We start from the raw sequence: 26,739 nt of genomic DNA on the forward strand, positions 1-26,739 counted from the left end.
AGCCCCCAGGTTCCTCGACTGAGTTGACAGTAACGGCCGCTGACATGGGCTGTGGTCATTCGCCAGGGTTCGCCAGGGTGCGCCAGATGGTCTGCCACCCGCAGTCACGTGTTCTGTAGATATGCCGCCCCCGGCCTGGTGGCGGGACCGCATTCCCCAGGGTGCGCGCCCTTCACAGGGACCCTGGATCGGCCTCCTGCACGGGGCCCGTTCACGGGTTCCCACCACCGGGCCGGGGAGCGCACGCAACTCGCCGGCGCACGAAGGGATCTGTTTCACCCATGTATGCAGCATCGTCCGCCGTGACCGCCCCCACCCGGCCGTACCGCCCGCACCCCACCGGAAGCGGGCCGTATCTCGACCCCTCCCCTTCCGCGGGGGCGGTCACCGGTCTTCCCGGCGGCCGTACCCGGCGGATGCAGGGGACGAGCTCCCAACCGCTCAGCGGGAGACTCGACTTGTCCGGCCCCCAGGGCGCCCAGTTGCGCGCCGCCGTCGCCTCGGTCCAGCGGATCTGCCCGGAGTTCAACCCGGTGCAGGTGCTGCGCCGCAGCAGCAGGTCCGTCCTTCTCGTCGGCACGACAGGCCGGATGACCGCGGTCGCCAAGTGTTTACTGGACCATTCCCCCGCCTGGGCGGAGAGGTTCCGGCAGGAAATAAGTGCATACCGCGCATTCGTCCGGCATCGTCCGCCGGTTCGGGTGCCGCGGCTGGTGGCGGCCGATCCCGACAACTGCACCCTGATCGTGGAGCGGATGCCCGGCCGGGTCGCGGCGCTGACCCGGCACCCGTCCGAGGCGCCGCCCCGTGCGGACGTACGGGCCGCGCTCAGCGCGATCTGCCGGATCAACCTCTGGCGTCCGCCGGCCGGGCTGTTCGACGCCCCGCTGGACTACGCGGGCCGGATCGGCCGGTACCACGACCTGGGGCTGCTGACCGACCGGGACCTCGGTGACCTGCAGAAACTGGTGCACGGCCTGTCGCATACGCAGGGCCAGTTCTGCCACGGCGATGCGCTGCTGAACAATGTGCTGCTCTCCCCCGCGGGTCCGGTCCTGCTGGACTGGGACAGCGCGGGCTGGTACCTGCCGGGCTACGATCTGGCGACCCTGTGGTCCGTGCTCGGCGACGCACCGGTGGCCCGTCGGCACATCAGCCAGCTCGCCCAGAACGCGGGACCGGCCTCGCGGGACGCCTTCCTGGTGAATCTGATGCTGGTGCTCACCCGCGAGATCCGACGTTACGAAACCGCGGTCCAACGGACCATGCGCGAACCCACGCCGACGGGGACACCGGGCCCGGGACTGCCCGGCGTGCCTGCGGCGGGCGAGGAGCAGCGGCTGCTCCTGCGCCGGCTGCACGACGACTGCCAGATGGCGCGCCGTGCGGTACGGGCGGCGGTCGGCACCCGCTGACCGTCGAACAGGTGCCGGAGATCACCGGCACCGCAAGGGGGGACCGTGAGCGGCGCGCCCGGGTACGGGGTGCGCCGCTCACCCATGTGCGCCGGGCGGCCGGCACCCCTCCCCCGGCCGTCCGGACGGCTTGCCCTCCCCTGGCCGTCCGGCTTCGACACCCTCGTCCGAGTCAGGTCATTGGTCCATTCCACTGACGCCTCGCAGGCCGGGCACCTGTCCGGGAAAGCTCCTCTGGAGATGCCCTGACATGCGGAATCCCGATACGGCACGGTGATTGACGGACCCTCGGCAAACGTATAGCTCTAAGCCGACGGGGGCTCTAGTCTCGGGTCCCGCCCGTGCGGCCGTTTGCGCACCCACCGTCACACCGCCCCGGCTCGGGCCGGCTCGAGGAGGTTGCTTTGCGAGGATCCGCCCCGGAAGACGAGAAGAGATTCCACCGCCCCGCCCTGCGCAGATCCGTCACCGCCGTGGCAGCGGCGGTCCTGCTGCTGCCGCTCTCGGGGACGCCGTCCGCACAGGCCGGCCAGCCCCGGTCGGATGCTCTGCAGCGGGCCTTCACCGAGGCCGCCGCCCGCTTCCATGTGCCGCGCAGTGTGCTGCTCGGGGTCTCGTACCTGGAGTCCCGCTGGGACAGCCATGGCGGCGCGCCCAGCGTCTCCGGGGGCTACGGTCCGATGCATCTGACCGACACCCGCACCGCGCTGACGCGCGCGCCGGAGTTCAGCCAGGGCACCGAGGACGCCCGGGGCGACGGCGCACGGCCGACCAAGCGGGTGCCGGCCGAGGCCGCGAAGCGGGCCGCGCTGCCCGCCCAACTCCCCGCCCGGCTGCGGACCTTGACGACGGCCGCCACGCTGGCCGGCCTCCCGGCCGAGCGGCTGCGCACCGACCCCGCGGCGAATGTCCTCGGCGGAGCGGCACTGCTCGCCACCGAGCAGCGCAAGCTGGGGCACTCCGCCGGCGGCGACCCGGCACAGTGGTACGAGGCGGTGGCGCGCTACGGCGGCCAGGACAACATGCGTGGCGGCCGGGCCTTCGCGGACGAGGTGTACGACGTGCTGCGCCGGGGCCAGACGCGGACGACCGATGCGGGACAGCGGGTCACGCTGGCCGCCTCGCCGGAGCTGGCCCCCGACGCCACACAGCAGAAACGTCTCGGCGCGCCGGCCACGAAGGCATCGCCCGGACGGGCCGAACGCAAGCCGGAGTGCCCGCAGCACGTCGCCTGCGAGTCCGTTCCGGCACCGTACGAGGAGTTCGGAGACGGCGACTACGGCAATCACGACAAGGCGGACCGGCCCGAGGACATGCGGGTCAGCACCATCGCCATCCATGACACCGAGGGCTCATGGGAGACGACGCTCAAGCTGATCAAGGACCCGACCTATGTGTCCTGGCACTACACCATCCGCTCCTCGGACGGTCTGATCGCCCAGCATGTGCCGACCAAGGACGTCGCCTGGCACGCGGGCAACTGGTACATCAACTCGCACTCCGTCGGCATCGAGCACGAGGGCTTCCTCGCCGCGCCGGACGCCTGGTACACGGAGGCGATGTACCGCACCTCGGCCCGGCTGGTGAAGTATCTGAGCCGCAAGTACGACGTGCCGCTCGACCGGCAGCACATCCTGGGCCACGACAACGTTCCCGGTACCACCACGGCCACGATCCCCGGCATGCACACCGACCCCGGCCCGTACTGGGACTGGGCGCACTACTTCTCCCTGCTGGGCAAGCCGTTCAAGGCCGCCTCGGGCACGCACGGCGGGCTGGTCACCATCCGCCCGGACTACGACCGCAACAAGCCGGTGTACACGGGCTGCGAGAAGGCCGGCGACACCTGCGCGCCGCACGGTTCCGCGGCGGTCCGGCTGTACACCGCGCCGGACGCGAGCGCACCGTTGGTCAAGGACGTCGGACTGCACCCGGACGGCAGCGACTCGACCACGGGCGTGAACGACACCGGTGCCCGTGCCTCGACCGGCCAGCGGTTCGCGGTGGCGGGCCGGTCCGGTGACTGGACGGCGATCTGGTACCTCGGGCAGAAGGCGTGGTTCCGCAACCCGCACCACGCGCCGACGGCGGTGAACGCCGAGGGGATGATCGCCACGCCGAAGGCCGGCCGGGAGGAGATCCCGGTCTACGGCCGCGCGTACCCGGAGAAGGAGGCCTACCCGGACGGGGTGCCGTACCAGACGGTCTCCGCCCTGCCGTACAAGCTCGCCGCCGGCCAGAAGTACGCGGTCGGGGACCGGATGGCGGGCGACTACTTCTACGCGCCGACCTTCGATCTCTCCAAGCACGCGATCGTGCGCGGCGAGGACGTCTACTACGAGATCCAGCTCGGGCACCGGGTCGGCTACGTGCGGGCGGCCGACGTCGATGTGCGCCGCTCGGGTTCCTAGGCCCGCTCGCGCACCGATCGGGTGAGCGCGTCGCGCCCGGTGGACGGACTTCCGTCCACCGGGCGCGACGGTGTCCGCTCCGGTGCCGCGCCGGGGCTCAGCCCTGCTGGAAGAGCTCGGCCGGCAGCGGCTTGAGCAGCGCGTAGAGATCGTCGGTGATCGGCCGGTCCCAGCTGGCGATGGTGACCAGCACGCCGTCGCTGCGGTCGAACTGGGCGCAGGAGATCCGGCTCTCCGAGCACTTGATGCGCTTGACGATCAGCAGGTTGTCCTCGTGCATCACGGGGGTGTCCTCGCTCTCGACGACCGTCACCGGCTCGTCGTTGCCGAGCGCCGCGAGCAGCTGGGCCACCTCGAAGGGCACCTGGTCGTCCTCCAGCTCGCGCGCGGGGGACCCCTCCGGCAGGTTGCCGATGATCATCGCGGGGCCGCGGCCGCCGAACAGGTCGTAGCGGAGGAAGACGCCCTGGCAGCTCCCGTCGGGCGCGGGCAGCAGCCCGGCCCCGAGATTGCCCGGCCAGTCCCCGGGGTCCATGGCGAGGACGTCGAAGTCAGGCCCGGCGGGCGTGGCTGCGCTGCGGCGGCGGAGGAAGGACATGCCGCCATCGTACGTGGCCCGGCCGGGCACGCGGCGCGGACGTCGGCGTGCGGGGCGTCCCGCGTACGGAGCCGCCGCCTCCTCTTGCCGGCGGTCGTTATGCCTGGTCGGCGAGTGCGCGCAGCCGGCGCAGCGCCTCGTCGGTCGCGTCATGCGGCACGAAGAGGTGATCGTGGTGGAAACCGGCGACGACATTGCAGCTGAGGCCGGCCTGGGCGAGTGCGGTGGCCACGGCGGCGGTCAGCCCGACCGCGTCCAGGGCGGAGTGCACCCGCAGGGTGATCCAGCCGGCGACGTAGTCGTACGCCAGGCCCGCACGGTCGGCCTCCTCCTGAGGGACGACGAGGGTGCGGCCTTCGGGCTCGGCGACGGTGACCACCGGTGTCAGCCCGTCGGGGACCGCGCCGGGCACGGTCGTAAAGACAAAACGGCCCTCGTTCCGCTCGGGACGCATCCCGCTCAGCAGGGCCCGGAGATCGCGTTCGCCCGTCATGCCGCCACCCTACGGGGCGTCGTCCTTCACTTCCCGGCGTCGCTCGTGGTGGCGGGCGACCCGGGCGCGATTGCCGCACGAGGGGGTGCACCACTCCTGGCGGGCGTGGTCCTTGACGAAATAGCGCACACAGCGTGGGGCGGGGCAGGCCCGCAGCAGCGCCCGGTCAGGACCGGTGAAGAAGTCCAGGGCGGCACGGGCCAGCGCGGCGACGATCCGGTCGGCGGAGGCCGGGGAGCCCGTCGGGTGGTGCCGCACGACGGGCGGCGCGCCGGGCTCCCAGCTGAGCCGGGGTGCCGTGGGGACCAGGGCCGCGGCGACGTTCAGCCTCCGGAGCGCCTCCTCCTCCGGGAGCAGCCGGTGGGCATCGGCGGAGCTGGGCGGGCCCGGCCGGACGGCGCGGGCGAACAGCGACCGGACCGCGGCCCGCAGCTCCCGCACGGCGGTGTGCAACGCCTCGTCCGGGAGGGCGGGGCCGGCCGCGCAGTCGAGCAGTGCTGACCGCTCGCGCACCCAGACCGCGAGCCCTTCCGGGCCGGCCAGGTCATCGGCGACGCCCCCGTGCCCGTCATGGCGGAGGGTGACGGCGAATTCGAGTGCGAGCCGTGTTGCGGTCATGCGGCTAATGGTAACGTCGCCGCCAACCATTAACTACCTCAGGGGCGGTATGGCTGACGTACGTCAACTACTGCGCGATATACCGGTGTTCACGGGGGACCTGCCCGCATTCGATCCGCTGGAGACACCCGACGACCCGGTGGAACTGTTCACCGCCTGGCTGCTCGGCGCCGTACGGGCCCAGGTGCCCGAGCCACATGCGATGACGGTCTCCACCGCCGGCGCCGACGGCAATCCGTCGGCCCGGACACTGATCCTCAAGGACATCGACGCGGACGGCTGGCGATTCGCCGCACATCGCGACAGCACCAAGGGGCGCGAGCTGGCGGACCGCCCGTACGCCGCCCTGACCTTCTACTGGCAGCCGCTCGCCCGCCAAGTGCGCGTCCGCGGCCCGGTGGTGCGGGAGAGCGCGGAGCGCGCGGCCGCGGACTTCCTCGCCCGCAGCCCCGGCGCTCGGGCCGAGGCGCTGCTCGGGCGGCAGAGCCGTCCCCTGGGCGACCTGGCCGAACGGGACGCGGCGGTGACGGAGTCGGCGGCCCGTCTCGCCCGCGAACCCGGCCTGGTCGCGCCCGGATGGACGCTGCACACGGTGCGTGCCGAGTCGGTGGAGTTCTGGCAGGGCGACAAGGACCGCAAGCACACCCGGCTGGCCTACCACCGGGCCGACGGCGGATGGCGGAAGGAGCTCCTGTGGCCGTGACCGGTGCGCACACGCTGCCGGCCGAGGCGGTACGGGCCGCGGTCGAGGCGAGTCAGGAGCGGCTCCGTACCCTGCTGCCCGCGCTGACCGACGACGGCGTGCGGGAGGCGAGCGAACTGCCCGGCTGGACCCGCGCCCATGTCCTCTCGCATATCGAGGGCGTCGCGCTGGCCCTGGCCCGGCAGGCCCGCTACGCGCTGCGCGGCGAGCTGATCGAGCCGTACGACGGCGGGCGTCCGGCGCGCGCCGCCGCGATCGAGGCCGGTGCGGTGCGCGCGGCGGCGGCGCTCGGGGACGCGGTTCGGGCCGCCCTGGCCGAGGCCTCCGCGGCCTGGGCGGCGGTCGGTCCGGCCGACTGGGCGCGGCCGGTGAAGCATCGCGACAGCGATCTGCGTGCCGCGTTGCTGTGCTGGTGGCGGGAGTTGGAGATCCATACGGCGGACGCCCGGATCGGCCACGGTCCGCGGGACTGGCCGCGGGAGCTCTGCCACCACCTCCTGGAGCATCTGGCACCCCGCGCCCCCGAGGATCTGCACCTCGTCCTGACGGCGACGGACGACGCCCTCACACGGCGGTACGGCGACGGCGACGCGCCGACGGTCACCGTCGGCGGCCCGCTCACCGACCTCGCGGCGTGGCTGGCCGGCCGCACTCCGCACCACCCGCTCGACTGCCGCCGGTCGGGGAGGACCGTTCCCCCGCCCGAGCTGCTCGACTGGCCGTAGCCGCCCCCGGGCACCGCCTTCGGAAGGACGACCACGCCCCCATGTCCCGTCCCCGCTCCGCCACCCCTCCCGTCCTCAACCTCTGGAAGGCGGGCCTGGGTTCGGTGCCCGCCGAGGTCTGGCGGCACGAGGACTGGGAGGTGCTGATCCTCGCCGACAACGCCCTCACCGAGGTTCCGGCGGCGCTCGGCCGGCTGCGTGCGCTGCACACCCTCGACCTCGGGCACAACGCGCTGACCGCGGTCCCCGACGAGATCGGCGACCTCGCCGGACTCACCCGCTTCCTCTACCTGCACGACAACCGGCTCACCACCCTGCCGGACGCGCTGGGCAACCTGGACCGGCTCGGCTACCTCAACGTCGGCGAGAATCCGCTCGGCGAGCTGCCGGCGGCGCTCGGCCGGATGACCGGACTGATCGAACTCCATGCACAGCGCGCGGAGTTGACCTCGCTCCCCGAGACACTGGGGCAACTCGGCCGCCTTCGGGAACTGTGGCTGGGCGGCAATGCGCTCACGGAACTGCCCGGAAGCGTCTCGGCGCTGCACGAGCTGAGGGTGCTGGAGCTCCGGGACAACGCCCTGCCCGGCGTCCCCGACGCGCTGCACGCGCTGCCGCTGCTGCGCCGGGTGGACCTGCGCGGAAACCGGATCGCGACGCTGCCGCCATGGATCGCGCGGCTGCCGGCGCTGGAGAAACTGGATCTGCGCTGGAACGCCGTCGACGACGGAGCGGAAACGGTGCTGGCGCTCCGGCGGCGGGGGTGTGTGGTGCTCACCTGACGCTCGCGCTGTGGTTGGTGGGGCGGTGGGTTGGTGGGCCGGTGGGTCAGCCGGCACTGCCGGGCGGGCCGGCCATCGCCGTTTCCGTTGCGCTTGCCGATGCCGTTGCCGTTGCCGTTGCCACGGCGGTATCCGGTCGCGGGTCCGCCGTGACCGCACGGTCGCGCTCCGCCCACCGCACGGCGGGCCCCATCGCGAACCCGGCCGCGAGGAAGACGCCGCCCAGCACCAGCCAGCCCGGTACACCCCAGGTCACCAGCAGGGCGGTGAGCAGCAGCGGTCCGAGGGTGCGGGCCACGGGCACGCCGGTGCCGAAGAAGCCCTGGTACTGGCCGACTTGGTGTGCGGGGGCCAGGGCGAAGCTGATCTGCCACGAGCCGGCGGACTGCTGCATCTCGGCGATGACCTGGAGCACCGCGCCCACGACGAGCGCCGTGCCCGCCGTCCAGGCCGAACCGGCGGCGGACAGGGCGAAGGCCGCGCACGAGGCGAGCATGATCAGGCACGAGCGCCGGACGGCGCGCGCGGCCGTGCGCGGCCCGGTGACGCCTGCGGCCATCCTGACCTGGAACGCCATCACTCCCAGGGTGTTGAGGACGAACAGCGCCGAGACCATCCAACTCGGCGCGTCCGTGCGCGAGATGATCCACAGCGGGACCGCCAGGCTGAGCAGCGGCATTCGCAGCAGCAGTACCGCGTTGAGCAGCGTGACGAGCGCGTAGGGGCGGTCGCGGAGCACCGCGAGGCGGGGTGTGCCGCCGGCGCCGGCCGGTACGGGCGGAACTCCGGGAAGCCGGAGCAGCACCAGCGCGCAGAGCATGAAGCTCGCCCCGTCCAGCGCGAAGACCGAGAGATAGGCCTCGCGGGTGTCGTACTGCAGCGCCAGCCCGCCGAGGGCGGCACCGACGGCCAGTCCCGCGTTGAGCGTGGACTGGAGATGGGCGAGGACGCGCGTGCGGGTTGTGGGCGTCACGAGTCCGGCGAGCAGCGCCTGCCGGGCCGCCGCCAGGCCGCACTGAGCGGTGGCGTACAGACACGCGGCCAGCAGGAACAGCCCGTAGGAGCGGATGAACAGGAAGGACAGGACCGCGGCACCGGTGGCCACGGCGAGCAGCACCGCCGTGCCGCGCGGCCCCCGGCGGTCGGCGAGCGCCCCCAGCGGCACCCCCGTCACCGAACCGACGGCCCACGCGAGCGTGAGGCCGAGCCCGATCTGGGTGGCGGAGAGGCCGATGACACGCGTGAAGTAGAGGGCCGAGCACACGTAGAACGCGCCATCACCAAGCGAGTTGCTCAGCTGGGCGGCGGCCAGAACGCGTGGCGCTCCGGGCGGCGGCAGGATCCGCATCGGCACAAGGCTCCCTGGTACGGCGGCCGGGCGGCCGTCCCTTCACTGACGCGACGACGCTAGCCAGCCCACCCGGCGCGCGACCAGGGCCAATTCCCTCCCGCGACCGTGCGCCACTTCGCGACTCAAGGCCTTGGCCCACTGGCCGTCGCTGACGGCCCCGTCCCTGACCTCCGTCACAGGGAGCCCTTACGGGACAGGGCTCGGCAAATCCCCCTTGTTCACGATTGGTAGTGCAAAGGGGCGGCATAGCTTGATGGGCATCCACCTGTACCGAGAAAGGCCTGGGGTGCCCCATGCTTGTGTCCAGCCAGACCGTCGTTGTCGCGGCGCTGCTCACCTCCTCCGTTCTCGCCCCGGCAGCGGCGCCGATCGAGGCGGCCGCATTCCATGCGAACGGCATTTCCGGATCGGCGACGCCGGACCGTACCGGCCAGCGGGTCGCTCTGCAGCGGGCGTTGGACTCGGTGGTGGGAGCCGGTGTGCCCGGCGCGATCATCGAGGTGCGTGACGGGCGCGCTGAGTGGCGCGCGACCAGCGGTGTTGCGCGGCTGAGCGACGGGCGGCGGGTAAGGGCCGGCGACCGTTTCCGCGCGGGAAGCGTGACCAAGAGCTTTGTCGCGACGGTCGTCCTCCAGCTTGTCGCGGAGCGGCGGATCGGCCTTGACGATCCCATCGAGCAGCACCTCCCCGGACTGGTGCCGCCCGGGAGACATGGGGAGCACGTCACGGTACGGCAGTTGCTGAACCACACCAGCGGGTTGCCGGACTACCTGGCCGATGTACTGCTGCAGAGACCTGATGCGATACGGGCCCTGAGGTCCGCCCGCTACACGCCGCGCGAGCTGGTGGCGATGGCCGTGGCAAAGGGCTGGAAGTTCGATCCCGGGACGCAGGGGGCCTGGGCGTACTCCAACACCAACTACGTCGTTCTGGGGCTCCTGGTGGAACGCGTCGCCGGACACTCTCTCGGCCAGGAGATCGCTCGGCGCATCATCCGCCCTCTGCACCTCACCGACACCTCCTTCCCCTCATCCGCACAGCTGCCCGGTCCGCACATGGACGGCTATGAATGGCTGGACGGCCCCGCCGCCGACCCGGCCGATCTCACCGAGTACAGCCCTGCAATCCTCTGGAGCGCCGGAACGCTGATCTCGACCGTCCATGACCTGAACAGCTTCTTCCGTGAACTTGCAGAGGGGAAGCTGCTGCCCGCGCACCTGCTGCGGGAGATGCGCACCATGCGAGCCATGGGCAGCGACCGACCGGGGCGCTCCTACGGGCTGGGGCTGGAGGGCAACGTCAACTACTGCCATTGGCAAGGCCCGGTGTGGGGCCACAGCGGCAGTGTCGCCGGGTACAACACGTTCAGCTTCACCACGGCTGATGGCAGGCGACAGGTCACCCTCGCGCTCAGCAGGGACTTCACCAAGACTCCGGAGGCCGACGCCGCGGCCCGGCGGATCCTCACCACCACGCTCTGCGGCCCAGGCCACGGGAACGATCCTGGTGAGGTGCGCGCATTCCGCGGTTCCACGGATTTCCGTTACGGTCCCGTGCGGATGCCACTGCAGTCAGCCTGCTTCCGCCGGCCGACGAGTGCCCTACGCACCCGCACCCGAGCACCCGCAGTGTCGATCACTCCGGCGCCGTACACACCTCGCGCACACGACGATGCGAACACTCTCGAGCCACGTCGCCGACCCTCCGGATCATTCCGGGACAACCCTCAGGTGAGATCGAATTCGCCCTCGCGGGCGTCGAGGACGAAGGCGCGCCACTCGGCGGGGGTGAAGATCAATGCCGGGAGCTCCGGGCTGCGGCGGTTGCGCATCGCGATGTAGCCCTCGACGAAGGCGATCTGGACGCCGCCCACGCCCTGGGTGCTCGACTGCCACTCGGCCTGCGTCAGGTCGAGATCGGGCCTGGGCCCGCCCACGAGGCGCTGCTCGGTGATGCTGTCGGTCACGTGTCCCGCTCCTCCCGGATCGTCGTCCGCGGTCAGCCTAGCCACTGCGCCGGGGGACGGACAGGGGACGTGGCGAGGCGGTGGAGTGCTGGTCGGAGAGGGGGCGCGCCGGGTCGGCGCGCCCGCCCCCGCGGGGTGTCAGGTGGCCGGTGCGTCGGCGCCCACCAGCCACATCGAGAAGAACTGGGAGCCGCCGCCGTACGCATGCCCCAACGCACGCCTGGCACCGTCGACTTGATGCTCGCCGGCCTGTCCGCGCACCTGGAGGGCGGCCTCCGCGAAGCGGATCATTCCGGACGCGCCGATGGGGTTGGTGGACAGCACCCCGCCGGACGGGTTGACGGGGAGGTCGCCGTCCAGTTCGGTGACGCCCGATTCGGTGAGCTTCCAGCCCTCGCCCTCCTCGGCGAAGCCCAGGTTCTCCAGCCACATCGGCTCGTACCAGCTGAAGGGGACGTACATCTCCACCGCGTCGATCTGCCGGCGCGGGGCGGTGATGCCGGCCTGCCGGTAGACGTCGGCGGCGCAGTCCTTGCCGGCCTGCGGGGAGACGAAGTCCTTGCCGGCGAAGAGGGTGGGTTCGCTGCGCATGGCTCCGCCGTGCACCCAGGCCGCGGGGTGCGGTGAGCGGGCGGCTCCGGTGCGGTCGGTGAGGATCATCGCGCAGGCGCCGTCGGACGACGGGCAGGTCTCGGAGTAACGGATCGGGTCCCAGAGCATCGGCGAGGCCTGGACCTTTTCGAGGGTGAGGTCGTGCTCGTGGAGGTGGGCGTAGGAGTTCTTGAGGGCGTTGCGACGGTCCTTGTAGGCGACGAGGGAGCCGACGGTGTCGGGGGCTCCGGTGCGCCGCATGTAGGCGCGGACGTGCGGGGCGAAGAAGCCGCCGGCGCCGGCCAGCAGGGGCTGCTGGAAGGGGATCGGCAGGGACAGGCCCCACATGGCATTGGACTCGGACTGTTTCTCGAAGGCGAGGGTCAGGACGGTGCGGTGGACGCGGGCGGCGACGAGGTTGGCCGCGACCAGGGCGGTGGAGCCGCCGACCGAGCCGGCGGTGTGCACCCGCAGCATCGGTTTGCCGACGGCGCCCAGCGCGTCGGCGAGGTACAGCTCGGGCATCATCACGCCCTCGAAGAAATCGGGGGCCTTGCCGATCACCACGGCGTCGATGTCCGCCCAGGTCAACTCGGCATCGTCCAGAGCGCATCGGGCCGCTTCACGGACGAGTCCGGCGATCGAGACGTCGCGGCGCGCGGCGACGTGTTTGGTCTGGCCGATGCCGACGACGGCCACGGGCTCCTTGCTCATCACTCACCCTCCAGGACGGCGACCAGGTTGTGCTGCAGGCACGGCCCCGAGGTGGCGTGGGCGAGGGCGCGGTCGGATGCGCCCCGCTGGATGCGGGCGGCGGCCTCGCCGAGGCGGATCAGGCCCGCGGCCATGACGGGGTTGGCGGCCAGTGCGCCGCCGGACGGGTTGACGCACACCCTGCTGTCCGGCGCGTCGAGTCTCAGGGCGCGGCGCAGCACGACCTCCTGGGAGGTGAAGGGCGCGTGCAGTTCGGCGGTGTCGACCGGCCGGGTGAACGCGCCGGCGCGCTCGGCGGCGAGCCGGGTGGACGGGGAGTCGGTGAGGTCGCGGACGCCCGGGCTGTGTGCCTCGATGCGGTGGTCGAGGCCGCGGATCCAGGCGGGGCGGCCGGTCAGCCGGCGGGCGGTGTCGCCTGCGGCGAGGACGACGGCGGCCGCACCGTCGCCGATGGGCGGGCAGTCGCCGGTGCGCAGCGGGGCGACGAGCAGTTCGCCCGCGGGCACCTCACCGCGCAGCTGGGCGTGCGGGTGGGACGCGGCGGCCGCGCGGCTGCGGGCCGCGATACCGGCGAGTGCCCGCTCGTCGGTGAGCCCCGCGTCGATCAGGGCTCGGGCCTGGAGGGCGGCGAGCGCGACGGAGTCGGGCCACAGCGGGGCGAGGTAGTACGGGTCGAGCTGGCGGGTGAGGACGTCGCGGACCTCGCCGGGCGAGGACTTGCCGTAGGCGTAGACGAGTGCGGTCTCCGCCTCGCCGGTGAGGAGCTTCACCCAGGCCTCGTACAGCGCCCAGGCGCCGTCCATCTCGACATGGGATTCGGAGATCGGCGGCCAGGCGCCGACGCCGTCCAGGGCCATGGTGAAGGAGAAGGCCCGGCCGGCGAGGTAGTCGGACGAGCCGGAGCAGGTGAAGTCGATGTCCCGGGCCGCCAGGCCGGTTTGCGCCAGCACGTCGTGGAGCACCGGCATCAGCATCTCGACCTCGGAGGTCTCCGCGCTGTCGCGGACGTGATCGCTCTGCCCGAAGGCGACGATGGCGACATCGCGCATCAGATCAGCTCCTTGTAGCTGTCGTAGTCGGCATCGGGTTCGCCGGTGGGGCGGTAGTGGTCGGGGAAGCGGCTGTCCTCGGACCAGACGGGTTCGACGCGCAGCCCCATGCGGACCCGGTCGTAGGGGATGCCTCCGATGCGGGCGTGCAGGGCCAGGTCGGCGCCGTCCAGGGCGATGTGGGCGTAGACGTAGGGGACTTCGATGTCGAGGTTCTTGGCCTTGATGTTGACGATGCAGAAGGTGGTGACGGTGCCGCCGGGGCCGACCTCCACCTGGGTGTCGGTGGCGACGCCGCAGGTGGGGCAGGCACCGCGGGGCGGGACGTAGACCTTGCGGCAGGACGGACAGCGCTCGCCCACGATCCGGTGCTCCGAGAGCGCCCGGAGGTAGCGGGACTGGGCGCGGCCGGGCGCGTAGGTGTAGTCGAGCCGGGCGGGGGTGGTGATGCCGGTGACGGGGTCGGCGAACTCCCCGCTGTGCGGGGCCGGCCGGCCGGTCCCTTCGGCGCCGTCGTCCGGCCCCGGCCGGCCCTCGCCCGCGGCGCTGTCGTCCGGCTCGAAACAGGCGATGTCGGTGATCGCGCCGGTGCGCTCCGGGGCCCAGCGGACGCGGACCCGCATGCCGGTGCGTACGGCGTCGGGGCCGGGCGCGTCCAGTGCGTGCAGCAGGGCGGTGTCGGCGCCGTCGAGCCGGACCAGGACCCAGGCGAAGGGGGTGGTGAGCGGCTGGCCGCGGCGGGGGGACGGGTTCCAGGCCCAGGTCGTGACGGTGCCGCTGGTGCCGACCTCGACCAGGTCGCGGATCTCCTCGGCGGTGACCGGGTCGTACTCGGTGGGCGGGACGACCACCCGGCCGTCGCTCGCCGTGACGCCGAGGACGGTGCGCTCGCGCAGCCCGGTGAGGAAGGCGCTCTGGACGGGCCCGAGCGAGCGGGTGAAGGGGAATTCCACGACGAGGGGTGCCGTGAGGACCTCTGGCATGCGGGCTCCTTGGGTCAGGCGCGCCGGTAGACGGGTGGGCGCTTCTCGGCGAAGGCCCGGGAGCCCTCTTTGGCGTCGGCGGTGTCGAACACGGGCCAGCCACGGGCGAGTTCGGCCTTCAGCCCGTCGGTCTCGGTCATCTCGGCGGTCTCGTAGACGGAGGCCTTGACGGCCTCGACGGCGAGTGGTCCGCAGCCGTTGATCAGTTCCGCGATCTCCAGGGCCTTGTCCAGCGCGGTTCCCTCGGGCACGACGTGGCCGATCAGGCCGATGCGTTCGGCCTCGCGCGCGGGGTAGGGCCGGCCGGTGAGCAGCATTTCCAGGGCGTGGGTGCGGGGGATCTGGCGGGCGAGGCGGACGGTGGAGCCGCCGATCGGGAACAGTCCGCGCCGGACCTCGAAGAGCCCGAAGGTGGCGCTCTCACCGGCGACCCGGATGTCGGTGCCCTGGAGGATCTCGGTCCCGCCCGCGACGCAGTGGCCCTCGACGGCGGCGATCACGGGTTTGCGGGGGCGGTGGTGCCGCAGCATGGCCTTCCAGTGCAGATCGGGGTCGGCGCTCAGTCGGTCGCGGTACTGCTCACCGGTCATGCCGTCGCCCGCGAGGGCCTTGAGGTCCATGCCGGCGCAGAAGGTCCCGCCGGCGCCGGTGAGGACGACGGAGCGGATCGTGTCGTCCTCGTCGGCGGTGATCCAGCCGTCGTACAGGCCCACCAGCATCGGCAGCGAGAGTGCGTTCTTCGCCTCCGGCCGGTTGAGGGTGAGCACCAGTGTGGCGCCGAGGCGCTCCACCGACAGATGTTCCGTGCTGCCCATTCCGTCCTCCCGTCTCACGACGTAGAACAGGTTGCAGTAGCCGCACACCGACTTCAAGACCTTTCTGACAGGTAGTCAGATTTCTTGGCCGTGGCCCTTCCCTGCTCCTTCCGGCAGCGCTCTAATGACCGCCAAGCCGACGCCCGCCCGGTCTGGAGGAGACGTGGAGTACAACCTTGCCGACCTCTTCGAGTCGATCGTCGACACGGTCCCCGACCGCGAGGCGCTGGTGTACGTCGACCATCCGGGGACCGGCAGCGAACGGCGGCTGACCTACGCCGAACTGGACCGCGCCGCCAATCGCCTGGCCCACCACCTCGCCGACCACGGCATCGGCCCCGGATCGCACGTCGGACTGCACCTCTACAACGGCATCGAATACCTCCAGGCCGTCTACGCCTGCCTGAAGATCCGGGCCGTCCCGGTGAACGTCAACTACCGCTATGTGGAAGAGGAACTGGTCTACCTCTACCGGGACGCCGACCTGGTGGCGCTGGTCTTCGACGCGGAGTTCACCGAGCGGGTGGCCGCCGCCCTCCCCCAGGCACCCGGATTACGGCACCTCGTACGGGTCGGCATCCCGCCCGCCGGCGTCCCCGAGCCACGGATCGCACCCGTCGCGCTCCCGGACGCCGAGGCCGCCGCCTCCCCCGCGCGCGGCTTCGGGCCGCGCTCGGCCGACGACCAGCTCGTGATCTACACCGGCGGCACCACCGGTATGCCCAAGGGCGTGATGTGGCGCCACGAGGACCTCTTCTTCGCCGGGATGGGCGGCGGCGCGCCGACCGGTGAGCCGGTCCGACGGCCGCAGGAACTGGCCGAGCGGGTCGCGGCCGGCGGCGACGGCATCGTCTTCTTCCCCGCTCCCCCGCTGATGCACGGCACCTCCACGCTGACCGCGTTCATCGCCTTCCACTTCGGCCAGAAGGTCGTCGTGCACCGCAAATACGTGCCCGAGGAAGTGCTGCGGACCATCGAGCAGGAGCGGGTCACCAGCGTGTCGCTCGTCGGCGATGCGATGCTGCGCCCGCTCGTCGACGCCCTCGCCGGGCCGCTCAAGGGCACCGACTGCTCCTCGCTGTTCAGCGTCAGCAGCTCCGGCGCGATCCTCTCCGAGACCGTCCGCGCCCAGTTCCAGGCCCTGCTGCCGCAGGTCATGCTGCTCAACAACTTCGGCTCGTCCGAGTCCGGGTTCAACGGCACCGCCACCGCCGACTCGGGCCCCGGCAAGGGCTTCCGCCTGCAGGTCAACTCCCGTACGGCAGTGGTGGACCTGGCGACCTACGAGCCGGTCCCGCCGGGCGAGGTGGGCCGTATCGCGCTGCGCGGGCATGTCCCGCTGGGCTACTACAACGACCCGAAGAAGACCGCCGAGACGTTCTTCGAGGCACACGGGGAGCGGTGGGTACTGCTGGGCGATATGGCGACCGTGGACGAGGCGGGCATCGTCACCGTCCTCGGCCGGGGCTCGCAGTGCATCAACTCCGGTGGCGAGAAGGTCTATCCGGAGGAGGTCGAACAGGCGCTGAAGGCGCATCCGGACGTCTATGACGCGCTGGTGGCGGGCGTGCCGGACGAGCGGTGGGGCAATCGCGTGGCGGCCGTGGTGCAACTGCGGCCCGACGCGGCGCCCTTGGACCTCGAAGGGCTCCAGCTCCACTGCCGCAGCCGGTTGGCGGGGTACAAGATTCCGCGCGCCGTCGTCTTCACCGACCGCATCCGTCGTTCGCCCAGCGGCAAGGCGGACTACCGCTGGGCGAGGGCGGTGGCGGCGGGCGAACGGACGGGCTGAGGGGCCGGATGGGCCGGGCCGGGCTTGGTCGGGCCTGATCGGGCGGCGGGGCGCCGTTGACCCACGGTGCCGAGGCCGCCGGGGTCCTACGGTGCCGAGGCCGCCGGGGTCCTACGGTGCCGGGGCCGCCGGGGGTCGGATCCCGGCGCAGACCGACCGCAGCGAACGGGCCAGGGCCACCGTGTGCAGCCCGTCCAGGTGCCGCTCGTGGCGCACCTTCGCAGCGGCCGCGGTCAGCAGCGGAGCGCAGTACGGCGCCGAGCGGGCGTACGGGGAGCGGGCCAGGGCCCCCACCAGCGCGCCGTTGATGCGGTTGATCTCCTTGCGCACCTGCTGGAGGTCGGGCCGTTCGGTCGGCGCCTGCCCGGGGTCCGCGTCCCACTTGCGGTGCAGCCCCCGCTGCACGATCTTGTTGGCCTCGATCTGATCCCGGAAGACCCGCACCGTGGCGGCCGGATCGGCGCCCTGCTGCCGGGCCTGCTCCGCCACCGCGTTCAGCACCTCCCGCTCACGCGCCGGATCGTCGATCGGGCTGTCGGTGCCCCACTTCGCCGCGGCCACCAGATCGCCGGTGGCCAACCGCTCCGCGGACAGCTCGGCGAACGGCCGGAGTTGGCCGTACGGGGAGTGTGCGGTGGCGACAGCTTCCGCGGCCGGGCGGGCATCCGGTGCGGCCGGGCGGGCAGCCGGCGCCGCGACGGCCGTACCGGTTCCGGTGAACAGGACGACCGCGGCCGCGCCGGCGGCCAGTGCGCTCCGTATCGAGGGGGTCAGCTGCACGGTCGGCGGCCTTTCTCGAACCCCGGGACTCCGCGGGGAGTTCAGCGGACGGCATACGACCGTGAGCCTAGGGGAGCCGCGCGACCGCGGCCCGCGACCGCAGCTACGGCTACGGCTACGGCTACGGCTACGGCTACGGCTACGGCGCGAGGAACGAGGTGACCGCGGCGAGGAATTCCCCGGGGCGCTCCTCGTGGACGAGGTGTCCGGCCCCCTCCACCGTCACCAGGCGGGCATCGGGGATCCGCTCGGCCAGGCCGGCAAGGTGGTCCTGCGGGATATGGCTGGACCCGCCGCCGATGACCAGGGTCGGTGCGGTCACCTTCGCCGGTGCGTCCCACCACGCGGGGTCGGGCGCATTGCGCTCCGCCACCACCGCGGCCTTGGCGTGCCAGTCGAACGGCTGCGGGCCGTCCGGTTGCTCCGGCACCTCCTGCGGCGGGTCGGCGGGCACCGGCGGAGGCACTTCCTCCAGGACCAGCCGGTCCACCAGCTCGGGCCGGTCCGCGGCCAGCAGCAGGGCGGCCACCGCGCCCAGCGAGTGCCCGATGAGGGCCACCCGCTCCAGGCCGAGCGCCTGCAGGAAGCCGATCGCATCGTCCCGCCACCGCGCGAAGCCGTACTCCCCGGGCCAGTCGCTGAGGCCGTGTCCGCGCTGGTCGAGGGCGTAGACCCGATGGGTGCCGGCGAGCCGGCCGACGACGCCGCGCCAGTCCTCGCCGTCCTCCCCGAGGCAGTGCAGCAGCACGGCCGGGGGCGCGTCCTCCTCCCCCCACACCCGGTACGCCAGCTGGACCTCACCGACCTGCACTTTCTGGACGTCACTCATGCGGTGGACGCTACCCGGGAGGTGTCGGCGCCACGCCCCTTGACGTGTTCGCCGCGCGCTGATTACTTGGATCAGCATGTGGCTACCGAATGATCGGTAGGGAAACGAGGCGGTGAACTCCATGCCGGAAGCGGCTACGGGCAGTGAGGCGTTCGACGAAGCGGAACGACTCTCCGCGGACGCGTTGCACGCCCTGCAACTGACACGGCTGCGCGCCTCGTTGCAGCACGCCCACGACCACGTCCCGTTCTACCGGGAGGCCTTCGACCGGGCCGGGGTGCATCCGCAGGACTGCCGTTCGCTCGGCGATCTCGCCCGCTTCCCGTTCACCGTCAAGGACGATCTGCGCGCCCAGTACCCCTTCGGGATGTTCGCCGTCCCGAAGGAGAAAGTCCGCCGCATCCACGCCTCCAGCGGCACCACCGGCCGCCCGACGATCGTCGGCTACACCGAGCGCGATCTGTCGCACTGGGCGGACGTCGTCGCCCGCTCCCTCCGTGCGGCCGGCGCGCGGCCCGGTCACACGGTCCATATCGCGTACGGGTACGGACTGTTCACCGGCGGTCTGGGCGCCCACTACGGCGCCGAACGGCTCGGCTGCACGGTCGTGCCGGCGTCCGGCGGGATGACCAGCCGGCAGGTGCAGATCATCCAGGACCTCCGGCCCGAGATCATCATGGTCACGCCGTCCTACATGCTCACGCTGCTGGACGAGTTCGAGCGGCAGGGCATCGATCCCCGTACGACCTCGCTGGAGGTGGGCGTCTTCGGCGCCGAGCCCTGGACACAGGAGATGCGCCGCGAGATCGAGGAGCGGTTCGCGATCGACGCCGTGGACATATACGGCCTGTCGGAGGTGATGGGGCCCGGCGTCGCCCAGGAGTGCGTGGAGACCAAGGACGGGCTCCACATCTGGGAGGACCACTTCTACCCGGAGGTGGTCGACCCGATCACCGGCGAGGTACTGCCGGACGGTGCGCACGGCGAGCTGGTGTTCACCTCGCTCACCAAGGAGGCGATGCCGGTCATCCGCTACCGCACCCGTGACCTGACCCGGCTGCTGCCCGGTAGCGCGCGGGCCCCCTTCCGCCGGATGGAGAAGATCACCGGACGCAGCGACGACATGATCATCCTGCGCGGGGTCAACCTCTTCCCCGCGCAGGTCGAGGAGATCGTGCTGCGGACGCCCGGGGTCGCCCCGCACTTCCAGCTGAAGCTGACCCGGGAGGGCCGGATGGACCGGCTGACCGTGCGCGCCGAGGCCCGGCCGGACGCTCCTCCCGAGGTGCGCACGGTCGCCGCCGGGCTGATCGCGCGCGGCGTCAAGGAGGGCATCGGGGTCTCCGTCGCGGTCGAGATCGTCGACCCCGAGACCCTGGAACGCTCGGTGGGCAAGATCAAGCGCATCGTGGACGCCCGGCCGCGGGACAGGGCTGCGGACACGTCCTGAGGCCGGACCCAGGACGGGTCCTGCGGAGGCGCCCTGAGGAGGGGCCCGGGGAGAGGCCGGGTGGCCTTCCGGGCCCCCGCACCGCCCCTTCCGCGGAAGTCCCCGGGAGTCCGTGCGATGGCACCGGGTTCTGGCGGATTCCGGCGCGCTCCGGCGGGCTTGCGTCGCGACCCGCCGGCTCCGGCGCCGCAAGGACGCGGCCGGTGGCGTGGCGGCTCAGTCCGTCGGGGCCAGGCGGGCGGCGAGATCGGCGAAGGCCGTGCGGACGGCTTCCGGGTTCTCCACCCAGGGGAAGTGGCCGGCCTCCGCGATCCGGCGGTGCAGCACGTGCGGCCCCTGGAAGCCGGGCTCGTCCTGCCAGAGGCGCTGGTCGACCACGTGGTCCCGGTCACCGCTGACGATGAGGGTCGGCAGGTCCCGCGGTGTCCAGCGGGCGCGGTAGTCGTCGTCGAAATGGGCGTCGGCCCAGGCCACCGCGTCATGGCAGTAGGGAAGGCCGCTGAGCAGCGCCCGGCCCTCGGCGGAGGCGGAAGGCCTGAAGTTCCAGGGCGCGGCGGCCAGCGTCAGTGCCCGCAGGGTCCGGTCGTCGGGCTGCCGGGCATAGCGCTCGGCCGCGGCGTCGACCTCGGGGAGCGGGTGGTCCTGGGCGTAGCGGGCGAAGCCGGAGCGCCAGCCCGCGTGCGGTGCGCTGCTGATCAGCACCAGGCCCGCGAGCTGTGCCGGGAGTTCCGGGACGGACAGTAGGAACATGCCCCCGGTGGAGTGGCCGACCATCACCACCTCGTCCAGCGCCTGCGCGGCCTCCGCCAGGACTCCCGGCCACTGGGCGTAGGGATCGGCCGGAACCGCGGGCAGACCGCGGTTGGAGCCGTCGCCGGGCAGATCGACCAGCCAGGCGGATCCGGGGACCCGGGCCGCCGCCACCAGGCCGTGCAGGGATTCGGAGCCCAGCCCCGGCCCGCCGGGCACGAAGAGCCAGTTTCCGCGCCCGTCACCGGAGGAGACCCGGCGCAGCCTGACTCCCGAAGCCGTCCACCACTCCTGCCCCTCCGCTTCCACCGTTCCCGCTCTCTCTCCGTCATGCGCCATGCGTTTCTCACCGTCATGGGCCATGCGTTTCGCCGCCCCGGGGACGATAGGCGCTGGAGGCCGTTGTGGGCCCGGCATTTCCCGGATGCACGGTGCGGGAGCGGGCCCCGACGCGCGGATTCAGCGGGCCGGCGGGCGCGGACCGCTGTCGGACACAGCCCCGCACAGGCCGCTCGGCAGGCGGGCCGGCCGGCGGATCGGCTCAGCCCAGCGTCGGGTCCCCCTTGATCAGGGCGAACGGGGCGCCTGCCGGGTCCTTGACCATCGCCAGTCGGCCGACACCCGGGGCGTCGACGGGCGGGATCAGGGCCGTGGCACCCTGGCCGGTGGCCGCGGCGAAGGTGGCGTCGCAGTCGGTCACGCCGAAGTACGGGTGCCACTCGGAGGTCGAACCGGCCTCCAGATGCTCCTTGCCCAGCTGCATGATGCCGCCGTGCCCGGTGTCGTCGGCCTTGCCGCCGCCCGGTGCGGAGACGACGGAGTAGATCATGTCACCGCCCATCGGCATGTCCTGGTGGCTCCAGGAGAAGACCGAGCGGTAGAAGCCCTTCGCGGCGGCCGCATCGGTGGTGTACAGCTCCGTCCAGCACAGGGAGTTCGGTTCCATGACCGTCTCCAGGCCCTGGACGTCGCCCGGCTGCCACACGGCGAAGTCGGCACCCGTCGAGTCGGTGAACGCGGCCAGCCGGCCCGCGGTGAAGACGTCCATCGGCGGGACGCGCACCGCGCCGCCGGCCTGCTCCACCGACTTGAGCGTGGCGTCCGCGTCGGGGGTCTGGAAGTACACCGTCCAGGCGGAGCGCGCGCCCTCCTCCATCAGCGGGCCGACGGCTCCGACGGTCTTGCCGTCGAGCTGGAAGAAGCCGTACCCGCCGGAGTCCGGGCCGGCCGACTGGAAGGTCCAGCCGAACACGGCGCCGTAGAAGGCGACGGCGTCGTCGATGTCGGGGGCCCCGAGGTCGAGCCAGTTCGGTGTTCCCGGGACGTAGTGGGTCGTCAGCATGGGTGTCCTCCGTCGCGCGGATGGTGGCGTTCACGGCTGTTTCCCGCCGTTTCTCAGGATGGCAGGGGGCACTGACAATCGCCCTTCCGCGCGCCGCGCCTGCCCGGCTCAGGGCGCGCCGAACCGTGCGCGCAGCTCCCGCTTGAGGACCTTGCCGCTGGCGTTCCGCGGCAGCGCGTCCACGAACATCACCCGTTTGGGCGCCTTGAACGGCGCGAGGCGGGCGCGGGCCGCCGCGATCAGCTCCTGCTCCCCCACGCCCGCCCCGCCGTCCGCGTCCCCGGTGCCGCCCGTCCCGTCGCTACGCCGTACGACCACCGCGGTCACCGCCTCGATCCAGCGCTCGTCCGGCAGTCCGATGACCGCGACCTCGGCCACCTGCGGATGCTCGTAGAGCACGTCCTCCACCTGGCGCGAGGCGACCAGGACGCCACCGGAGTTGATGACGTCCTTCACCCGGTCGACCACCGTGAAATAGCCGTCGGCGTCACGGACGGCGAGGTCGCCGGAGTGGAACCAGCCGTCCCGGAACGCCTCGGCGGTCTCCTCGGGCTTGTCCCAGTAGCCGGTGCACAGTTGTGGGGAGCGGTAGACGACCTCGCCCCGGGTGCCGTCCGGCACCTCCCGGCCCTCCTCGTCCACCACCCGCGCCTCGACGAACAGCACCGGGCGCCCGCAGGAGTCCATCCGGCCCTCGTGTTCGTCGGGGCCGAGGACGGTGGCCAGCGGCCCGATCTCGCTCTGCCCGAAGCAGTTGTAGAAGGCGAGTGCGGGCAGCCGGGCCCGGAGCCGCTCCAGGACCGGTACCGGCATGATCGAGGCCCCGTAGTAGGCCTTGCGCAGCCCGGTCAGCTCCCGGGTGGTGAAGCCGGGGTGGTTCGCCAGCGCGATCCACACGGTCGGCGGCGCGAACAGGCTGTCGGCCAGGCCCTCTTCCACCAGGTCGAAGATCCGGTCCGGGTCGGGACCGTCCAGGATGGTGTTCTCCGCGCCCACCGCCAGGTAGGGCAGCAGGAAGACATGCATCTGCGCGGAGTGGTAGAGCGGGAGCGAGTGCAGCGGCCGGTCGGTCTCCTTCAGGTCGAGGGCGACGACGGCGCTGGTGTACTCGTGCACCAGGGCACGGTGCGTCATCATCGCGCCCTTGGGCAGGGCGGTGGTCCCCGAGGTGTAGAGAAGCTGGACGAGATCCTCGTCGGACACCTCGGCCACCGGCTCGTCGGCCACCCCCTCGTCGGCATCCGGCTCGTCGGCGTCCGGCTCAGCGGTGACCGGCCCGCCGGCGTCCGGCCCGGCGCCGGCCGCGAGCCGCTCCAGCAGCCCGTCGGGCGCCCCGTACAGCGGCATGGTGCGTACGGAGTCCGGGAGCCGGTGCGCGAGGGCGGCGTCGGTGAGCACCAGCGCGCTGCCCGACTGTGTGACGAGGTAGCGCAGATCCTCGCCGGTGAGGCTGTGGTTGACCGGCACATGCACCAGTCCGGCGCGGGCACAGGCCAGGAACCCGATCAGGTACGCATCCGAGTTGTGGCCGTAGGAGGCGACCCGGTCGCCGGGCCGCAGGCCGTCCGCCCGCAGCAGCCGGGCCGCGGCGGTCACCGCGTCGTCCAGCTCGCGATAGGTCCAGGCCCGGTCCGCGTACCGCACCGCGGTCCGTCCGGGCACCCGACGGGCGCTGCGTCGCAGGACTCCGTCGACCGTATTGCTCCGCGCTTGCGTCATGGCGCGATCCTGGGCCGCACCTCACCGCCGGTCAAGCACCCGGCCGGAGTTGGGGACGGCAGCGGCCGGACCGCCCGCCGGGGCCGGACCCGAGCCCGGCCCCGGGGACCGGCCCCGGGTTACGCCTACACCGCCCGCTCCCGCCCCTCCCAGTACGGGTCCCGCAGCCGGCGCTTGTAGAGCTTGCCGTTGGGGTCGCGTGGCATGACGGTGATGAAGTCGACCGACTTGGGCCGTTTGTAGCCGGCCAGTTGCCGGGCGCAGTGGGCCATGATCTCGGCCGCCAGTCCGGGCCCCGGCACCTGGCCCTCGGCGGGTTCCACGACGGCCTTGACCTCCTCGCCCCAGTCGTCGTGCGGGATGCCGAAGGCGGCCGCGTCGGCGACCGCGGGGTGGCCGAGCAGGACGGATTCGATCTCGGCGGGGTAGATGTTCACCCCGCCCGAGATGATCATGTCGATCTTGCGGTCGCGGAGGAAGAGGTAGCCGTCCGCGTCCAGGTACCCGAGGTCGCCGACAGTGAAGAAGTCGCCGATCCGGTTCTTCTTCGTCTTGCCCTCGTCCTTGTGGTACTGGAAGCCGCCGGTGCTCATCTTCATGTAGACGGTGCCGAGTTCGCCCGCGGGCAGCCGGTTTCCGTCGTCGTCGAAGACGGCCAGTTCGCTGATCGGCCAGGCCTTGCCGACCGTCCCGGGCTTCTTGAGCCAGTCCTCGGCGGTCGCGAAGGCGCCGCCGCCCTCACTGGCCGCGTAGTACTCCTCGACGCAGTCCCCCCACCAGTCGATCATCGCGCGTTTGACGTGGTCGGGGCAGGGCGCGGCACCGTGCAGGGCGTGCCGCATCGAACTCACGTCGTACGCCGCGCGGGTCTCCTCCGGCAGGGCGAGCAGCCGGTGGAACTGGGTGGGCACCATATGGGTGTGGGTGCAGCGGTGGGCGTCGATCAGGGCCAGCATGCTCTGCGGCGTCCACTTGTCCATCAGGACCAGGCGATGGCCGATGTGCAGCGAGGCGCCGGCGAACTGCAGTACGGCGGTGTGGTAGAGCGGCGAGCAGACCAGGTGGACGTTGTCGTCGAACGGCGTGATGCCGAAGATGCCGAGGAATCCGCCCAGGTGGGCGGACTCGGGCGCGGTGCCGGGCAACGGCCTGCGGATGCCGCGCGGGCGTCCGGTGGTGCCCGAGGTGTAGTTCATGACCCAGCCCAGCGTGCGGTCCTCGGGCGCGGACTCCGGCTGCCCGTCCAGGAGTTGGGCGTACGGCCGGAAGCCGTCGATATGACCGAGGGCATGGCGCCGGGACGCCGGCAGCTCCGCCTCGTCGGCCGCGTGCCGGGCCGCCTCCGCGAACCGCTCGTGCGCGATCAGCACCTTCGCCCCGGAGTCGGCGACGATCCAGGCGATCTCCGGGCCGACCAGGTGGTGGTTGACGGGCACCAGGTAGAAACCGGCCTGGGACGCGGCGAGATAGGCGGTGAAGAACTCGACGCCGTTCGGGAGGACCACGGCGAAGGCGTCGCCGCGCCGCAGGCCCGCCGCGCGCAGGCCGTGGACCAGTTGGTTGCTCGCGGCGTGCAGCCGGCCCGCGGTCCACTCCTCGCCGTCCGGGGCGATCAGGACCGTACGGTCCGGGTCGGCGGTGGCCTGCGCCCAGAATCCGTTGGGCGGTGGGGAGTCTTGGGTCATTGCGCTGTCCTCCTCAAGATCAGCCACGTCCGGCGATGCGGTTGATGCGGTCGACGGCCCGCTCGAAACCGCGGGTGAGGTCGTCGAAGACGGCCGCCACACTGCGCTCGCTGTTCATCCGGCCGACGATCTGGCCGACCGGGGTGCCGAGCAGCGGCTCGACCTCGTAGCGCTGGATACGGGAGTTGGCCTCGGCGACCAGCAGCCCCTGCAGCGGCATCGGGAGAGGGCCGGGGCCACCCGGTTCGTCCCAGGCGTCGGTCCATTCGGTGCGCAGTTGACGGGCGGGTTTGCCGGTCAGGGCGCGGGAGCGGACGGTGTCGCCCGGACCCGCGGCGAGCAGCTTCGCGGTCAGCCGCCGGGAGTGCAGATCGGCCTCCTCGGTGGTCAGCCAGAGCGAGCCCAGCCAGACGCCCTGGGCGCCGAGGGCGAGCCCGGCGGCGATCTGTTCCCCGGTGCCGATACCGCCCGCGGCGAGCACCGGCAGCGGATCGACGGCGGCCACCACCTCGGGGGTGAGGACCATGGTGGCGATCTCGCCGGTGTGCCCGCCCGCCTCGTACCCCTGGGCGACGACGATGTCGATGCCGGCGGCCTTGTGGTGGCGTGCGTGGCGCGGGCTGCCGGCGAGTGCGGCGACGAGGACGCCGTGGTCGTGGGCGCGCCGGATGACGTCGGCCGGCGGCGAGCCGAGGGCGTTGGCCAGCAGCTTGATCGGATAGTCGAAGGCCACATCGAGCTGGGAGCGGGCGACCTGCTCCATCCAGCCGGTGATCCGCCAGCCGGACGCCTCCCCCTCCGCGAGCGGCGGCACCTGGTGCTTGTCGAGGAGCTCGGTGACGAAGCGTCGGTGCCCCTCCGGGATCATCGCCTCGACCTCGGCCTCGGTGACGCCCTCCACCTTCTTGGCGGGCATCACCACATCGAGCCCGTACGGCAGCCCTCCGGTGTGCTCCTGCATCCAGTCCAGGTCGCGGGCGAGTTCGTCCGGTGCGGTGTAGCGGACCGCGCCGAGCACCCCGAACCCGCCGGCCCGGGTGATCGCCGCGGCGACCGCGGGGAACGGCGTGAACCCGAAGACGGCGTGCTCGACTCCCAGCGCGTTGCTCAGCTCCGTCTGCATGCGCGAAGGATGCCGCAGCGGGCCGTACGAGGGAAGAGACTTTCTGATGCAGCGT

General features: G+C 72.2%; 24 protein-coding genes. 8 read left to right on the top strand and 16 right to left on the bottom strand.

Annotation, left to right across the window (positions count from 1 at the left end):
* Positions 1-281: 281 nt before the first annotated feature.
* Positions 282-1,415, top strand: coding sequence for an aminoglycoside phosphotransferase family protein (locus Scani_RS21975; protein WP_159479071.1), 1,134 nt, complete (start codon positions 282-284; stop codon positions 1,413-1,415).
* Positions 1,416-1,819: 404 nt separating this feature from the next.
* Positions 1,820-3,826: an N-acetylmuramoyl-L-alanine amidase gene (locus tag Scani_RS21980; RefSeq protein ID WP_159479073.1), complete on the top strand. Its 2,007-nt coding sequence runs from the start codon at positions 1,820-1,822 to the stop codon at positions 3,824-3,826.
* A gap of 97 nt (positions 3,827-3,923) precedes the next feature.
* On the opposite strand, the gene Scani_RS21985 is transcribed toward Scani_RS21980, so the two are convergent.
* The 3 genes from Scani_RS21985 to Scani_RS21995 all read right to left on the bottom strand — a co-directional run bounded on the left by Scani_RS21985 (position 3,924) and on the right by Scani_RS21995 (position 5,535).
* Complete coding sequence (locus tag Scani_RS21985; protein ID WP_018090673.1) at positions 3,924-4,424, bottom strand: hypothetical protein; 501 nt, start codon at positions 4,422-4,424, stop codon at positions 3,924-3,926.
* 97 nt (positions 4,425-4,521) lie between these two features.
* Positions 4,522-4,917 carry an ACT domain-containing protein gene (locus Scani_RS21990; RefSeq protein ID WP_159479075.1) on the bottom strand — a complete coding sequence of 132 codons (396 nt, stop codon included), beginning with the start codon at positions 4,915-4,917 and terminating at the stop codon, positions 4,522-4,524.
* A 9-nt stretch (positions 4,918-4,926) separates the two neighbouring features.
* Complete coding sequence (locus Scani_RS21995) at positions 4,927-5,535, bottom strand: CGNR zinc finger domain-containing protein (protein WP_159479077.1); 609 nt, start codon at positions 5,533-5,535, stop codon at positions 4,927-4,929.
* A 49-nt stretch (positions 5,536-5,584) separates the two neighbouring features.
* On the opposite strand from Scani_RS21995, the gene Scani_RS22000 reads away from it, so the two are divergent.
* The 3 genes from Scani_RS22000 to Scani_RS22010 are packed head-to-tail and all read left to right on the top strand — an operon-like array spanning position 5,585 to position 7,745.
* Positions 5,585-6,238, top strand: a complete 654-nt coding sequence (locus Scani_RS22000) for a pyridoxine/pyridoxamine 5'-phosphate oxidase (RefSeq protein WP_159479079.1) — start codon at positions 5,585-5,587, stop codon at positions 6,236-6,238.
* A complete protein-coding gene (locus Scani_RS22005) occupies positions 6,235-6,963 on the top strand; it encodes a maleylpyruvate isomerase family mycothiol-dependent enzyme (RefSeq protein ID WP_246296072.1) in 729 nt (242 codons plus the stop codon). The genes Scani_RS22000 and Scani_RS22005 overlap by 4 nt, the downstream gene beginning before the upstream one ends.
* Before the next feature lie 41 nt (positions 6,964-7,004).
* Entirely contained in the window at positions 7,005-7,745 is a 741-nt protein-coding gene (locus Scani_RS22010) for a leucine-rich repeat domain-containing protein (RefSeq protein ID WP_159479083.1), read from the top strand.
* Between the two features lie 46 nt (positions 7,746-7,791).
* Here Scani_RS22010 and Scani_RS22015 read toward each other — a convergent pair whose 3' ends face one another.
* Positions 7,792-9,093, bottom strand: a complete 1,302-nt coding sequence (locus Scani_RS22015) for an MFS transporter (protein ID WP_218039207.1) — start codon at positions 9,091-9,093, stop codon at positions 7,792-7,794.
* A 482-nt stretch (positions 9,094-9,575) separates the two neighbouring features.
* Here Scani_RS22015 and Scani_RS22020 point away from each other — a divergent pair, with 482 nt between their 5' ends.
* A complete protein-coding gene (locus Scani_RS22020) occupies positions 9,576-10,937 on the top strand; it encodes a serine hydrolase domain-containing protein (RefSeq protein WP_159479087.1) in 1,362 nt (453 codons plus the stop codon).
* On the opposite strand, the gene Scani_RS22025 is transcribed toward Scani_RS22020, so the two are convergent.
* From Scani_RS22025 to Scani_RS22045, 5 genes are all read right to left on the bottom strand, one after another.
* Positions 10,823-11,062, bottom strand: coding sequence for a DUF397 domain-containing protein (locus Scani_RS22025; protein WP_159479089.1), 240 nt, complete (start codon positions 11,060-11,062; stop codon positions 10,823-10,825). The genes Scani_RS22020 and Scani_RS22025 overlap by 115 nt on opposite strands.
* A 138-nt stretch (positions 11,063-11,200) precedes the next feature.
* Positions 11,201-12,367, bottom strand: coding sequence for a thiolase family protein (locus tag Scani_RS22030; RefSeq protein ID WP_159479091.1), 1,167 nt, complete (start codon positions 12,365-12,367; stop codon positions 11,201-11,203).
* Positions 12,367-13,416 carry a thiolase family protein gene (locus tag Scani_RS22035; RefSeq protein ID WP_159479093.1) on the bottom strand — a complete coding sequence of 350 codons (1,050 nt, stop codon included), beginning with the start codon at positions 13,414-13,416 and terminating at the stop codon, positions 12,367-12,369. Before Scani_RS22035 ends, Scani_RS22030 begins: the two co-directional genes overlap by 1 nt.
* Positions 13,416-14,399, bottom strand: a complete 984-nt coding sequence (locus Scani_RS22040; RefSeq protein WP_159479095.1) for a Zn-ribbon domain-containing OB-fold protein — start codon at positions 14,397-14,399, stop codon at positions 13,416-13,418. Before Scani_RS22040 ends, Scani_RS22035 begins: the two co-directional genes overlap by 1 nt.
* A 14-nt stretch (positions 14,400-14,413) precedes the next feature.
* Positions 14,414-15,214: a crotonase/enoyl-CoA hydratase family protein gene (locus Scani_RS22045; protein WP_159479097.1), complete on the bottom strand. Its 801-nt coding sequence runs from the start codon at positions 15,212-15,214 to the stop codon at positions 14,414-14,416.
* 163 nt (positions 15,215-15,377) lie between these two features.
* On the opposite strand from Scani_RS22045, the gene Scani_RS22050 reads away from it, so the two are divergent.
* The gene (locus tag Scani_RS22050) at positions 15,378-17,006 is read left to right on the top strand and encodes an acyl-CoA synthetase (RefSeq protein WP_159479099.1); all 1,629 of its coding nucleotides are present in this window, start codon (positions 15,378-15,380) and stop codon (positions 17,004-17,006) included.
* A gap of 111 nt (positions 17,007-17,117) precedes the next feature.
* Here the strand turns inward: Scani_RS22050 and Scani_RS22055 are convergent, their stop codons facing one another.
* Both Scani_RS22055 and Scani_RS22060 read right to left on the bottom strand, forming a co-directional pair.
* The gene (locus tag Scani_RS22055; RefSeq protein ID WP_159479101.1) at positions 17,118-17,786 is read right to left on the bottom strand and encodes a chorismate mutase; all 669 of its coding nucleotides are present in this window, start codon (positions 17,784-17,786) and stop codon (positions 17,118-17,120) included.
* A 139-nt stretch (positions 17,787-17,925) separates the two neighbouring features.
* Complete coding sequence (locus tag Scani_RS22060) at positions 17,926-18,615, bottom strand: alpha/beta fold hydrolase (RefSeq protein ID WP_159479103.1); 690 nt, start codon at positions 18,613-18,615, stop codon at positions 17,926-17,928.
* 121 nt (positions 18,616-18,736) lie between these two features.
* Here Scani_RS22060 and paaK point away from each other — a divergent pair, with 121 nt between their 5' ends.
* Positions 18,737-20,065 carry a phenylacetate--CoA ligase PaaK gene (gene paaK / locus Scani_RS22065; RefSeq protein WP_159482285.1) on the top strand — a complete coding sequence of 443 codons (1,329 nt, stop codon included), beginning with the start codon at positions 18,737-18,739 and terminating at the stop codon, positions 20,063-20,065.
* A 216-nt stretch (positions 20,066-20,281) separates the two neighbouring features.
* Here paaK and Scani_RS22070 read toward each other — a convergent pair whose 3' ends face one another.
* From Scani_RS22070 to Scani_RS22090, 5 genes are all read right to left on the bottom strand, one after another.
* Complete coding sequence (locus tag Scani_RS22070; RefSeq protein WP_159479105.1) at positions 20,282-21,154, bottom strand: alpha/beta fold hydrolase; 873 nt, start codon at positions 21,152-21,154, stop codon at positions 20,282-20,284.
* 202 nt (positions 21,155-21,356) lie between these two features.
* On the bottom strand, positions 21,357-22,157 hold the full coding sequence (locus tag Scani_RS22075; protein ID WP_159479107.1) for a VOC family protein: 801 nt from the start codon (positions 22,155-22,157) through the stop codon (positions 21,357-21,359).
* Between the two features lie 108 nt (positions 22,158-22,265).
* Positions 22,266-23,876, bottom strand: a complete 1,611-nt coding sequence (locus Scani_RS22080; RefSeq protein WP_159479109.1) for a fatty acyl-CoA synthetase — start codon at positions 23,874-23,876, stop codon at positions 22,266-22,268.
* 125 nt (positions 23,877-24,001) lie between these two features.
* Positions 24,002-25,561, bottom strand: coding sequence for an acyl-CoA synthetase (locus Scani_RS22085; protein WP_159479111.1), 1,560 nt, complete (start codon positions 25,559-25,561; stop codon positions 24,002-24,004).
* A gap of 19 nt (positions 25,562-25,580) precedes the next feature.
* A complete protein-coding gene (locus Scani_RS22090) occupies positions 25,581-26,684 on the bottom strand; it encodes a nitronate monooxygenase (protein ID WP_159479113.1) in 1,104 nt (367 codons plus the stop codon).
* Positions 26,685-26,739: the final 55 nt, after the last annotated feature.

It is taken from the genome of Streptomyces caniferus, from assembly GCF_009811555.1.
Classification (GTDB): Bacteria; Actinomycetota; Actinomycetes; order Streptomycetales; family Streptomycetaceae; genus Streptomyces; species Streptomyces caniferus.

Coding starts and splice junctions, on each gene's coding strand:
- Scani_RS21975 (WP_159479071.1), top strand. CDS start 282: ATGTATGCAGCATCGTCCGCCGTGACCGCCCCCACCCGGCCGTACCGC.
- Scani_RS21985 (WP_018090673.1), bottom strand. CDS start 4,424: ATGTCCTTCCTCCGCCGCCGCAGCGCAGCCACGCCCGCCGGGCCTGAC.
- Scani_RS21990 (WP_159479075.1), bottom strand. CDS start 4,917: ATGACGGGCGAACGCGATCTCCGGGCCCTGCTGAGCGGGATGCGTCCC.
- Scani_RS21995 (WP_159479077.1), bottom strand. CDS start 5,535: ATGACCGCAACACGGCTCGCACTCGAATTCGCCGTCACCCTCCGCCAT.
- Scani_RS22000 (WP_159479079.1), top strand. CDS start 5,585: ATGGCTGACGTACGTCAACTACTGCGCGATATACCGGTGTTCACGGGG.
- Scani_RS22010 (WP_159479083.1), top strand. CDS start 7,005: ATGTCCCGTCCCCGCTCCGCCACCCCTCCCGTCCTCAACCTCTGGAAG.
- Scani_RS22015 (WP_218039207.1), bottom strand. CDS start 9,093: ATGCGGATCCTGCCGCCGCCCGGAGCGCCACGCGTTCTGGCCGCCGCC.
- Scani_RS22030 (WP_159479091.1), bottom strand. CDS start 12,367: ATGAGCAAGGAGCCCGTGGCCGTCGTCGGCATCGGCCAGACCAAACAC.
- Scani_RS22035 (WP_159479093.1), bottom strand. CDS start 13,416: ATGCGCGATGTCGCCATCGTCGCCTTCGGGCAGAGCGATCACGTCCGC.
- Scani_RS22040 (WP_159479095.1), bottom strand. CDS start 14,399: ATGCCAGAGGTCCTCACGGCACCCCTCGTCGTGGAATTCCCCTTCACC.
- Scani_RS22045 (WP_159479097.1), bottom strand. CDS start 15,214: ATGGGCAGCACGGAACATCTGTCGGTGGAGCGCCTCGGCGCCACACTG.
- Scani_RS22060 (WP_159479103.1), bottom strand. CDS start 18,615: ATGAGTGACGTCCAGAAAGTGCAGGTCGGTGAGGTCCAGCTGGCGTAC.
- paaK (WP_159482285.1), top strand. CDS start 18,737: ATGCCGGAAGCGGCTACGGGCAGTGAGGCGTTCGACGAAGCGGAACGA.
- Scani_RS22070 (WP_159479105.1), bottom strand. CDS start 21,154: ATGGCGCATGACGGAGAGAGAGCGGGAACGGTGGAAGCGGAGGGGCAG.
- Scani_RS22075 (WP_159479107.1), bottom strand. CDS start 22,157: ATGCTGACGACCCACTACGTCCCGGGAACACCGAACTGGCTCGACCTC.
- Scani_RS22080 (WP_159479109.1), bottom strand. CDS start 23,876: ATGACGCAAGCGCGGAGCAATACGGTCGACGGAGTCCTGCGACGCAGC.
- Scani_RS22085 (WP_159479111.1), bottom strand. CDS start 25,561: ATGACCCAAGACTCCCCACCGCCCAACGGATTCTGGGCGCAGGCCACC.
- Scani_RS22090 (WP_159479113.1), bottom strand. CDS start 26,684: ATGCAGACGGAGCTGAGCAACGCGCTGGGAGTCGAGCACGCCGTCTTC.